The sequence below is a fragment of the Sphingobacterium sp. HSC-15S19 genome, assembly GCF_050433745.1.
GTDB classification, from domain to species: Bacteria; Bacteroidota; Bacteroidia; order Sphingobacteriales; family Sphingobacteriaceae; genus Sphingobacterium; species Sphingobacterium siyangense.
Window position 1 is genome coordinate 47,659 of the sequence record NZ_JBNPWQ010000026.1, and the last position, 12,310, is coordinate 59,968.

The 12,310-nt window shown below is 40.0% G+C and carries 9 protein-coding genes; 7 read left to right on the top strand and 2 right to left on the bottom strand.

Annotated features, from left to right (window positions below):
* The first annotated feature begins 5 nt into the window (after positions 1-5).
* Positions 6-1,112 (top strand): tyrosine--tRNA ligase, encoded by a 1,107-nt coding sequence (gene tyrS, locus L1283_RS19730; RefSeq protein WP_312352221.1) that lies wholly within the window; start codon positions 6-8, stop codon positions 1,110-1,112.
* Positions 1,113-1,245: 133 nt separating this feature from the next.
* Positions 1,246-3,003, top strand: a complete 1,758-nt coding sequence (locus L1283_RS19735) for an aromatic amino acid hydroxylase (RefSeq protein WP_075991793.1) — start codon at positions 1,246-1,248, stop codon at positions 3,001-3,003.
* A gap of 97 nt (positions 3,004-3,100) precedes the next feature.
* On the opposite strand, the gene L1283_RS19740 is transcribed toward L1283_RS19735, so the two are convergent.
* The gene (locus tag L1283_RS19740; RefSeq protein WP_075991794.1) at positions 3,101-4,000 is read right to left on the bottom strand and encodes a flavin reductase family protein; all 900 of its coding nucleotides are present in this window, start codon (positions 3,998-4,000) and stop codon (positions 3,101-3,103) included.
* 10 nt (positions 4,001-4,010) lie between these two features.
* Complete coding sequence (locus L1283_RS19745) at positions 4,011-4,985, bottom strand: fumarylacetoacetate hydrolase family protein (RefSeq protein ID WP_075991795.1); 975 nt, start codon at positions 4,983-4,985, stop codon at positions 4,011-4,013.
* Positions 4,986-5,302: 317 nt separating this feature from the next.
* Here L1283_RS19745 and L1283_RS19750 point away from each other — a divergent pair, with 317 nt between their 5' ends.
* The 5 genes from L1283_RS19750 (at position 5,303) to L1283_RS19770 (ending at position 12,298) form a co-directional block, all read left to right on the top strand.
* On the top strand, positions 5,303-6,460 hold the full coding sequence (locus tag L1283_RS19750) for a homogentisate 1,2-dioxygenase (protein WP_312352222.1): 1,158 nt from the start codon (positions 5,303-5,305) through the stop codon (positions 6,458-6,460).
* A gap of 31 nt (positions 6,461-6,491) precedes the next feature.
* Positions 6,492-7,619, top strand: coding sequence for a 4-hydroxyphenylpyruvate dioxygenase (hppD, locus tag L1283_RS19755; protein ID WP_248933321.1), 1,128 nt, complete (start codon positions 6,492-6,494; stop codon positions 7,617-7,619).
* Positions 7,591-8,892: a Glu/Leu/Phe/Val dehydrogenase dimerization domain-containing protein gene (locus L1283_RS19760; RefSeq protein WP_286851977.1), complete on the top strand. Its 1,302-nt coding sequence runs from the start codon at positions 7,591-7,593 to the stop codon at positions 8,890-8,892. The genes hppD and L1283_RS19760 overlap by 29 nt, the downstream gene beginning before the upstream one ends.
* A gap of 804 nt (positions 8,893-9,696) precedes the next feature.
* Positions 9,697-10,476, top strand: a complete 780-nt coding sequence (locus L1283_RS19765; RefSeq protein WP_248933322.1) for an N-formylglutamate amidohydrolase — start codon at positions 9,697-9,699, stop codon at positions 10,474-10,476.
* Positions 10,466-12,298, top strand: a complete 1,833-nt coding sequence (locus L1283_RS19770; protein ID WP_075991799.1) for a flavohemoglobin expression-modulating QEGLA motif protein — start codon at positions 10,466-10,468, stop codon at positions 12,296-12,298. The genes L1283_RS19765 and L1283_RS19770 overlap by 11 nt, the downstream gene beginning before the upstream one ends.
* The last annotated feature ends 12 nt before the right edge of the window (positions 12,299-12,310 follow it).

The following is a 12,310-nucleotide window of genomic DNA, read 5'->3' on the forward strand; positions in this document are numbered from 1 at the left end:
GACCATTGATTATAAAACTTGGTTTTGATCCAACAGCACCGGATCTTCATTTAGGGCACGCTGTAGTGTTAAAGAAACTACGCCAGTTTCAGCAGCTGGGGCACGAAGTCGTGATTCTCGTTGGTAGTTTTACAGCTCGGATCGGTGATCCTACAGGAAAAAATAAAGCCCGTAAACCTTTATGTCAGGATGCGATAGCGCACAATGCGGCAACTTACATTGCGCAACTGTCTAAAATTATTGATGTTTCAAAAGCGAAAGTTGTTTTTAATGGAGACTGGTTGGATCAACTAAATTTTACAGAAGTTATCCAGCTGGTATCGAAAGTAACCGTCGCTCAATTGATGCAGCGGCATGATTTTAATAAACGTTTTAACGAAAACCAATCAATAGCCATGCATGAATTGCTTTACCCGATATTGCAGGGCTTTGACTCTGTACATGTCAATAGTGATATTGAAATGGGGGGAACGGACCAACTGTTTAATTGCGCGATGGGCCGGCAGCTACAGGAATCTTTTGGACAGGATCCACAAATAGTACTGTGTATGCCCTTGTTGCGCGGGCTGGACGGAAAAGAAAAAATGAGCAAATCATTAAACAATACGATCGGTCTTTTGGATGAACCGAATGAAATGTTTGGTAAAACCATGTCTATTCCTGATCATTTAATTCCAGAATATATTGACTTGACAACTGATTTCAATCAGGAAACCAAACTTGGCATGAAGACCCGTATTGAAATGGGCGAAAATCCAATGGAAATTAAGAAACTTATTGCACATAATCTAGTTGCTCAATACCATGGCGACGAGTTTGCGGCCAGTGCGGTTGATTTTTTTGTGAAGCAGTTTCAGAGCAAGAAATTAGAAGAAAAGGCTTTTGAGGAGGTGTCGGGTCAAACATTGCGCGAACAGTTTGGTGAACAGATTAAACTGGTCGATCTATGTCATTTCCTAAAGGGGGCAACAAAGTCGGCGATGCGAAGATTGATTATAGGCGGTGCAGTGCAGATCGATTCAATAAAACAGCTGAATCCGGAGCTGATGCTTGATTTGAATACTTGTTTTAAAATTAAATTAGGTAAAAGGGCTTATTTTAGAGTTATCTAGTAAGGTTTGTGAGGGTATACTTTTTTAATGTTTTGCTAAAAGTAGTAAAATAACATCGTGGTCCTTTCTTAAACCATAAATAATTTCTACCTTCATATAGGAGTCTCATACTTTATTTTCATACCAATTATAGATGGAAACATATAATAATATTGTTTTGGAGCGGTTGCCCAAACATTTGAAACGCTATGTAGTAGCCCAACGATATGAACGTTATACCGCGCTGGATCAAGCATTGTGGCGTTATGTCATGCGTCAGAATTATTCTTTCTTGAAAGATGTAGCCTACTACCCTTATATTCCGGGATTGAAGAAAGCAGGATTATCCATCGCGACCATCCCGAACCTACAGGACATGAACGATAGTCTAAAATTAATTGGCTGGGGGGCTGTGACTGTGGATGGATTTATTCCGCCGGCGGCTTTTATGGAATTTCAGGCGCACCGCGTACTAGTTATTGCTGCAGACATACGTCAATTGGAACATATCGAATATACACCGGCACCAGATATTATTCACGAATCTTCAGGACATGCACCTATAATCGGTGAGCCAGATTACGCTACATATTTGCAGTACTTTGGGGAGGTTGGTACGAAAGCACTTTCTTCGGGCAAAGATTTTGAACTCTACGAAGCTATTCGCCACCTATCTATTTTAAAAGAACACGCTACAACAACGGCGGCTGAGTTGGCGGAAGCAGAGAAAAATTTGCAGATCATTCAAGATAATATGGGCGAGCCTTCGGAGATGGCATTGTTGAGCAGGTTGCATTGGTGGACTGTGGAATACGGACTTATTGGAGATCTTCATAACCCCAAAATTTATGGAGCTGGTTTACTGTCTTCTATTGGAGAAAGCGCAAGCTGCATGCAGGAAGATGTGCCTAAGTTGGCGTATGGTTTAAATGCAATCGAATATCCTTATGATATTACCAAACCACAACCACAGCTATTTGTTACACCGGATTTTGAACACCTAAAGCTCGTATTGGATAAATTTGCTGATACCATGGCTTTTCGCGTAGGGGGAAAACAGAGCCTTGACAAGGCAATAGACTGTAGAGCTGTTTGCACTGTGGAATATAGTTCCGGTTTGCAGGTGTCGGGCGTTTTTAAGCTGGCCAACGCAGATAAAAATCTCTCTTATATTCAAACACATGGACCTACAGCTTTGGCGGTAGCAGGTAAACAGCTTGAAGGCCACGGTATCATTTATCATAGCGAAGGGTTTGGCTCCCCTGTAGGACACTTGCGCGGTGCAGATAGTGACTTAGCCGATTTTGATGAAGCAACATTGATTCAATATGTTGTAGTGGAAGGGCAGCAGTGTTCGTTAAACTTTGCTTCAGGGATTATTGTATCGGGAATTGTTCAAAAGATTGTACGTCAATTTGGCAAGATTGTTTTGATTTCATTTATAGGATGCGAGGTATACCGTAGCGATAGGGAAGAGGTGTATTTTAAACCTGAATGGGGAACATACGATATGGCTGTCGGAGCGGAAATAGTATCTGTATTTGCAGGCGCTGCGGATAAAGATGCCTATGATGCGCTGGAGGAGCATTTGGATAAGGATCTATCTTCAATACCTGCCGAAACGGAAGATGTAAAACTAGTGAATTGTCATGCTGCGATACGGAATTTGCGGGACAACGGTTTTGATCAGAAAGTATGGCTGGAGATTTTCAGTCAATTGGGACCGGAAAATGCAGATCATTGGTTAGGTTTGGTTGAATTATTTGAAATTGCCCAGGCTAATGATGGAGGGGAATTAACTACTCAGGCCGAACAGAGGCTCTTGGAATTTATTATCCGATATCCAAATTTGAAAAAACTGATTGATGATGGATTGCGTGTTGCTAAGGAGGAAGATTTAAATAACCACTAAAAAGTATTATATGTGAAATTGGCTGTAAAAAAGGCGATATAAAAAAAGAGAGCTATTAAATCTATGTAGAGCTCTCCTTTTTTACTGTCTATTTAAGCTATGCCTGCAAAAGTATTTGCCAGGCTTCATTAAGTTTGCCCGCGTCTAATAGTTGGGCAGCATATTCGTGAATTTTTTGTGTGAACTTTGATGGGCTGTCTTCAAAGTTTAGCTTCAGATAGTTGAAGTACTTATCTTCTTGCTGTGGGTCTTTTAATGTTGGTCGTGTTTCTACGTTGGCCAGCAACCCCAGGTGATTTCCGGTTAATACATTCGAAAATCTAATTTTTTCTGGAAGTTGGTCTATGCCAATTCCCAGGTTACGGAGGGGCTTCGGTACAATAAATAAGTTTTCGTCGGTTACACGACAATACCAATCACCACCGAGCCGGGCTACCAGATCCAAATCTTTTTGTTGAATGGTATTGTTCTTGCCCAACAAGTGTTTATGGACATGCATATAGAGGATCTCGGCAATAACGAGATTTCCAGCTCCTGGCTCATCGCTTAATGCGACAACCTCTCTGACCCGACATTCCAGCTGGACTGGGGATTCGGCTACACGAGGTGGTGCAACTCGGATAGAGGGAATGGGCGTAAAACCCGACTTATCAAATTCATTTATTTCCTTGCCATATTCGGTACTGGCAAGTGATTGTTGCTGGACCATATCGTAGTTAACAATATTGATGACAACTTCATTAACCTCCTGTATATTATCCAATGTATGTTTGGTACTACCATCACGCATGCGTCGCAAGGGAGAGAAAACACAGATTGGCGGCTGATGGGACATCAGGTTAAAATAGCTGAAGGGGCTTAAATTTATGTTTCCATTGCTATCGATCGTGCTTGCAAAGCAAATTGGCCGCGGTGCAACAGCATACTTAATTAAATTATCTATAATAGCTTTGTCTTTAACAGATTCAAAGGTGATGGTTTCAAAGGAAGAGGTCATATCCGTAGATTTATGAATGGTATAATACAATAGAATTGGAAAGTTTTCCGAGCGCCGTGATTTCTAATTCAATCTCATCGCCAAGGTCGAGCCATTGGTCTTTATGATTAGGATCCGCTATGCGTGCTGTACCATTGAGCTCAAGAAAGCAGCCTGTTCCGACTGTCCCAGAACCGATTATATCACCAGGGGAAATTTGTACACCATAGGAAACACGTTCAATAATTTCTGCAAAAGTCCAGTGCATACTCGCAAAATTACCCGCTGAGACTTGCGTGCCGTTTACTTTACAAGTCATATTGAGCTCATAACAGTCGCCAATATGTCCTGCTGCAGGTTGAACCTTATAAGGTTCCAATTCATCCTTTGTCACCAAGTAAGGTCCAATTGCTGTTGCAAAATCTTTGCCCTTGGCAGGGCCCAAACTCAATTTCATTTCCTCCATTTGGAGTTTTCTGGCACTAAAATCATTCATAATCATATAGCCAGCAATATACTCATCTGCCTGAGCGGCGGGGATATTGATTCCTGGTTTGTTGATGACTATTGCAATTTCTAGTTCGAAATCCAGTTGATTTAAATGTAGGGGCATGCATTGAACGGGACCAGGTCCCTGTATGGACTGATGGTTGGAGAAATAAAAAACGGGAAATTCATCAAATTCAGGGATCATAGCTAATCCGCGGTTTCTTCTCGAGGTTGCGACATGCTGTCGAAAAGCGTAAGCATCACGAAAAGATGTTGGCTGTGGCACGGGGGCGATGAGTTGGATATCGTCTAGTAGACGATAGGGCCTGTTCATAGCTCCTTGACGCAAAGCTGTTTCAAAGATTTGTAGCTGATTCATGGTCTCTTCGCCACCTTTGAGGAAGTCCGACATCGTTGTGGGAAGGTTTTGATCGATGACTGAGCAACTATAAAAGCGGTCGTCTATAACAATGCCCAATTCTTGTTGACCATTTTTAGTGCTAGTGACAATTCTCATATATGAAGTGTTCTATTTGGTTATTCAATGTTGTTAGCATTCGACACAAATATATTGTATAAGATTTGAAAAAAATATTTCTTCTCTTGAAAATAGAAAAATATTCTTACCTTTATTAAAGCATTATAAACTATAAAAAATGATCAATCGTGGTGTACATCGCTTTGCGTCCTCCATGCCCTATGTTGCTTTTAATAAAGCAATCATAGCTGATATCGTTTTTGCACAATACTAATCTTCTCTTTTACTACTTGCCGATAGTTCTATTGGCAATTTGGATATTCATTTAATTTTATAACCGTTTAAATCGTAGAATTATGCCATTTTATGTTAAACAAGGGCAAATTCCAATGCAGCGACATACTGTTTTTAGAAAGCCCGATAACACGCTTTATGCCGAGGAATTAGTATCCACACATGGTTTTTCCAGTCTTTATTCCTTAGTGTACCATTGTCATCCACCCACACTCGTTAAACAAATAAGAGAGCCTTATGATGTGTCTCCCCGGATTGCCCGCGACAAACATCTTAAACATACCAGTCTAAAGGGATTTCAGGTACAGGCAAAAGATGACTACCTCGAAAGCAGGACACCTGTGTTGGTTAATCAGGACTTACATATATCCTTAGCAGCTCCCCGTCGGTCGATGGATGACTATTTTTATAAAAATAGCCAGGCAGATGAGATTGTCTTCATCCATCAGGGGATGGGGAAACTCAAGACTGGATATGGGAGTATCCCCTTCAAGTATGGAGATTATTTGGTAATCCCCCGAGGAACGATTTATCAAATGGAATTTGAACAGGAAGATAATCGACTGTTTATTGTTGAATCATTCTCTCCCGTACGTACGCCCAAACGTTATCGCAATGAATTTGGTCAATTGATGGAACATGCGCCCTTTTTTGAGCGGGACATTCGGGTACCTCAAAATTTGGAAACTTTTGATGAACTGGGTGACTTTGAAGTGATGATCAAGAAGCAAGGGATGATTTATCCGTATGTTTATGGGAGCCATCCATTTGATTTTGTTGGTTGGGATGGCTATCATTTTCCATGGGCATTTTCGATTCATGATTTCATGCCGATAACAGGTAAATTGCATCAACCGCCACCCGTTCACCAGACCTTTGAAACAGACAATTTTGTCTTATGCAGTTTTTGCCCTCGTATGTATGATTACCATCCTCATTCGATTCCAGCACCATATAACCATAGTAATGTAGATTCAGATGAAGTCCTATATTATGTGGATGGCGATTTTATGAGTCGAAAATCCGTGGAAAGGGGACAGATAACGTTACATCCAGGTGGTATACCGCATGGACCTCATCCAGGGACGGTGGAAAAAAGCATTGGGCAAGTGAAAACCGAGGAGTTGGCCGTGATGATCGATCCTTTTCGACCACTGATGTTAACCCAAGAAGCACTCGATATAGAAGATCCAGATTATTATAAATCTTGGATGAGTTAGGAAAAATAAAAGAATAACCTTTATATAAATTATGGCAAATACATTTGCAGAAAAGATTGCCCAAGCGCAAGATTTTCTACCTATTAATGGCACAGATTATATTGAATTTTATGTTGGCAATGCCAAACAGGCCGCACATTATTACAAAACAGCTTTTGGTTTCCAGTCGGATGCGTATGCCGGACCGGAAACAGGCGTTCGAGACCGGGTATCTTACGTGTTAAAACAAAATAAAATACGTTTAGTGCTTACCACAGCGTTGAAATCTGACCACCCTATAACAGAACATGTTAAAAAACATGGTGATGGTGTCAAAATATTGGCTCTTTGGGTAGATGATGCACGAAAATCATTTGAAGAAACAACAAATAGAGGGGCGAAAGTCTATCAGGAACCACAATTTCTGAAGGATGAAAATGGGGAAGTTTGGACCGCAGGAATTTATACCTATGGCGAAACGGTCCACATGTTTGTTGAACGCCGCAATTATGCTGGTCCATTTATGCCAGGATATGAAAAATGGAAAAGCGATTACAATCCAACGGAAACTGGACTGCTTTATGTTGATCATTGTGTGGGTAATGTTGGATGGAATAAGATGAATGAAACCGTAAAATGGTATCAGGATGTGATGGGGTTTGTCAATATTTTATCTTTTGATGACAAGCAAATTAATACAGAATATTCGGCTTTGATGAGTAAAGTGATGAGCAATGGAAATGGTTTTGTTAAGTTTCCAATTAATGAGCCTGCCGAAGGAAAGAAAAAATCGCAGATAGAAGAATACCTTGAATTTTATGAGGGTGAAGGTGTTCAGCATGCGGCTCTAGCAACCAAAGATATTGTGGCCACCGTGCGGGAACTTAAAGCAAGGGGAGTAGAATTTTTGGGTGCTCCTCCCGAAGCATATTACGATATGTTGCCTGAACGAGTTGGAAAAATTGATGAAGAGATACGGATCATCCAAGAACTGGGTATTCTAGTTGATCGTGATGAAGAAGGTTATTTGCTGCAAATTTTTACAAAACCGGTAGAGGATAGACCGACTCTATTTTATGAAATCATCCAACGTAAGGGGGCACAAAGTTTTGGCGCAGGAAATTTTAAGGCTCTTTTTGAAGCAATAGAACGTGAACAAGAACGCCGAGGAAACTTATAGGAGTATGGAAGGGATGAAGGAATTATTGCGGGCTTTTGAGCACAAAAGTCCGGAAATTGTTTTCGAATGGAAAGATAGTGAAACTGATGCCAGGGGATGGATTGTTATCAATTCCTTACGTGGAGGTGCAGCTGGCGGGGGTACCCGAATGCGGGCTGGATTGGATAGGCATGAGGTAGAATCTTTGGCAAAAACAATGGAGGTCAAATTTACGGTATCTGGCCCTGCAATAGGGGGGGCAAAATCTGGAATTGATTTCGACCCACATGACCCAAGGAAAAATGAAGTTTTAGTACGTTGGTTTAAAGTTGTCACACCGCTATTGAAAAACTATTATGGGACAGGTGGAGATTTGAATATCGATGAAATTCATGATGTAATCCCGTTGACGGAAGAATATGGACTATGGCATCCACAAGAAGGCATTTTGAATGGTCACTTTAAGGTGAATGAAAGCAATCGTATTCATCAAATTGGACAATTGCGTTATGGGGTTTCCAAAGTATTGGAAGATAGCTCCTACAGCCCGGATCTGAAGCGCAAGTACAAAGTGGCAGATATGATCACGGGATATGGCGTGTCAGAGTCAATTCGTCATTATTATGAACTTTTTGGCGAAAATTGCTTTGGGAAGCGAGCGGTAATTCAAGGTTGGGGTAATGTTGCTGCCGCAGCGGCATTTTATCTGTCTAAACTTGGTGTAAAAATAGTTGGTATAATTGATCGAGTCGGCGGACTGATCAATCCGGAAGGATTTGAAGAGGAAGATATTACCCGTTTGTTTTTAGAGCGCAAAGGCAATGAGCTTTGTTCTCCGGATCTGATTCCTTTTGATCAGATACAGAAAGAAATATGGAGCCTGGAAACGGATATTTTTGTGCCTGCTGCGGCCTCCCGCTTAGTGTCAAAAGATCAGATCCAGCACATGATAAATCATGGGCTTGAGGTGATCGCTTCAGGTGCCAATGTGCCATTTGCAGATCAAGAAATATTTTATGGGTCTGTTATGGAGTTCGCAGATCAGCATGTTGCGGTCATACCTGACTTTATTGCGAATTGTGGTATGGCGAGAGTATTTGCTTATTTAATGCAACGTAATATCGAAATTAGTGATGAAGCAATTTTTTCGGATGTTTCCAGTGTGATTTTTGAAGCATTAAAGAAAATTAGGACCGTTTCTTCTAAAAAGACACATATATCATCGAGAGCATATGAAATTGCATTAAAACAGTTGGTGGAAACCGGTAACGAACAACAAGAGGCTAAACTCTAATTTATTTCTGCTATAATGCTATAAAAAAAACACTTGAAGCGGGGAACTTCAAGTGTTTTTAACTAACCAATTATTAACCTAAATTTATGAATGCTTAAAACAATGCAATACCTATGCCAAAACTTATTTTCCTAGCATGAACATATTGTCATTTTTTTGTTATTAAAATTTCTGCCTGAAATTTGATTTTTTGAAGTTTTGTTGAAAGATCAAAACGGGGTAGACTAAAAACAAATTTCATTGTATAGTTTTCAAATACTGGTCCGCTTGATGATTTTTTTTTGTTTTTTATTTTCCTTAAAGTGCTGATAAACAAAAACTCCCGAAGCGGGGAGCAACAGGAGTTTTCCTAACCAATTATTAACCTAAATTTATGAAAAGTACCTATATAACGTAGTAAGTTCAAGAAATGTTTCAACTGATTGGAGTTTTTTTTACTTTTTAACATTTTTTGACTATTTGCTATTGATTTCCAATAAAATATACTACTATTTATTTTGTTTTCTTTTTAGGGGAAATAAAAAACCTGTTAGCGGGGACTAACAGGTTTTTTATAAACTAACTAAATTATTAACCTAAATTAATGAAACTACTTAACAATATTCAACAAAGATGCCAATGTACTAAATCCGTTAGCTGTTTAACGATTTTTAACAGCCTCGTTTCGGATAAGAAGGGGAGCCCCTAATTCTCAAGACAATCCAGTTAATTTTCAAACCTTTTGTTGCTCATAAGCGTTTATCTAAACAAAAAGGTCAGCAATCAATGCTGTCTATTTGACGTAAACTGTTTAAAAAAAGGTACATGTCTTTAACATATCGCTATCAATTTGAAAATTACGATAGCCCATTTTGGGCTTTTGCCATTCATGATGGCCATCAGGTCGATGCGCATTTGATGCCCTACATAAATATTTCAGACGAGGAACGATTACGCGAAGAGGATCCTTATACGGCTATTTTGGCTGAATTACCCTGTAATCGATTTGTATCTGGAACTTCCAGGTTTCAACTGGATCTTAATCGAAAACGAGAAGATGCTATTTATCTTACACCTGAGCAAGCTTGGGGGATGCGGGTATGGCGAACAGATCTACCCAATGAACTAAAAGATCAGCTGTATGCAGCCTATGATAGCATATATGAGGAAATAAGCCAAGCAATTCAGCACACGATTGATCATTATGGCTATTTTATCGTGTATGATATTCATAGTTATAATATGCGTCGCGGGGGGGCTGAAACTAGTTTAAATAATGAAACCGACCCTCAGATTAATATTGGGACGCAACATAATCACAAAAAATGGCGAACGCTGACTGATCAGGTTTTGGAAGCACTACGGACTGGAAAAGATGGACAAGTTTACGACGTCCGTGAGAATGTCAAGTTTAAGGGCGGATTCCTTTCTGCGTATTTGAATGATAAGTTTGGTGATAAAGGCTGTATTTTTTCTGTCGAATTTCGGAAAGACTTTATGGACGAATGGACTGGGGAAGTATATCCACAAAAGCTTCAGGAGTATAAACAACTTCTCTTACACAGCATTGGAACACTGGAAAATTATTTTGCCTATGAAAGATAATGCGAAACAACTTGCTGGCATTTTAAAAATGATCAAAAATAAGGAGGTTTTCCACGTACAGATTCCGCCAAAAAACAAACTGGTATTTAATCAAGTTGTTCCTTATCTGTTTTTATACAGACAGTTTTTTAGTCAAGATCCTATGCTGGCAGAGTTGGTTAAATCAGAACCAGCTTACTTTAGGGTAAGAGATCCACAGATGAATGTTTCTGAATGGATCGCTCCAATCCTCAATCAACTTGTCGAAGAGTTTGGTGCCTGTTTGATTATTGAGGCTTGGGCAGCAGATTCCGCACAGGAGGAAGATATTCAAATTCATATTGCGCGGAAAAATGTACAGGCTATCGCTCAGTATCTAGGTAAGCAACTGACAACAGAGGAATCGATTTCCAAAGTGGAGATACTGACAGATTCCAAAACAAATGCAACGCAAAGTTTATCCCCTTCGAGTGTACAGTTGGATAATCTGAACACCAATATATTTTACATGGGGCTGGAGATAAAACCGAAATACCTTTTAGGGGTAGATCAGCAAATTTTACCGATCGATCTGCGTCATTTCCGTGAAGCCATATCCAGGAGTCTGTCGAAAACATTCTTTGAATTCATACGTATACATACCTTATCTAAACCTACGGCATTTAAAATAAGCCAGCCTAAAAAGATGCTTCCTTTAGCTTGGGAGATTGATCAGAAGTTAGCGCGGGAAAGTCAACGATTTGATTTTTTATTATTGGTTACACCAACAAATTCTTACGATGCCTGGCAGCAATTTAAGAAGGGGAATTACCGAAAAACTCCTGTGTTTCGATATAGGCCCATGCCTATTGATCCAGATATTATCAAGAGAAACCTCTATAACTTGCATATCGAAGATTTATTTGATCCTTCCATTGCTTATTTGTTTCGTGATAAACGCAAGGAGCTTGATCAGATGATGACCATGTTGAGTGAGCGGGGAAAAGAAGGATTTTTGTTGGGCAGTATGCAGGTTTTTGGTACTGTCAATGAAAAATTGTTGGAAAAGGCTCAGGCAATTTTGACCATTACGACAACGGATCGAGAAGTGAGAACGAAAGAAGAGGAAATTGTCTATGCCGAAGAGTTCGCTAAGCTCGCCCAGGAAGAATTGGATTATCTGAAAAACCAAGATCCAAGCTTTGGCACCACAGTGCGGCTACGGGATGATATTTATGGCGTGATGGTAAATCAAGGCGTACTCAATATAAGTAAGCAGTATAGTTTGCCAAGGAATAGGGTAAAGGCATTGATTCAACATGAGGTCGGTACACATATTGTTACTTACTATAATGGGAAGCAACAGCCGTTCAGTCTCTTTAGATTAGGGGTTCCCGGTTATGAAAAACTTCAGGAAGGCCTCGCTGTACTTGCTGAGTATTTGGTGGGGGGCCTGACAAATAATAGACTACGTATTCTGGCAGGCAGAGTTATCGCTGTCCATCACATGCAGCAGGGCAGTTCATTTATTGATACATTTTCAGTATTGGTAGACAAGTACCAATTTTTGACCGAAACAGCTTTTCAAATGACAATGCGGGTCTATCGAAGTGGTGGGCTTACCAAAGATGCATTATACTTGAGTGGTTTAATCGAATTGACTAATTATATCAAGAGTGGGCGAGATCTATCCCTGTTGACGATGGGTAAAATCCGCGAAGATTATATACCAATCGTTGAAGAACTCATGTTAAAGGGCGTCTTGAAGGCTCCGGTCCTGACACCAAGGTATCTAATGGATCCATACAAGGATGCCTTGTTACATCTAAAAAAAAGTAATGGAATATTTCAAATGATTCAGTAATCAGATATTTTA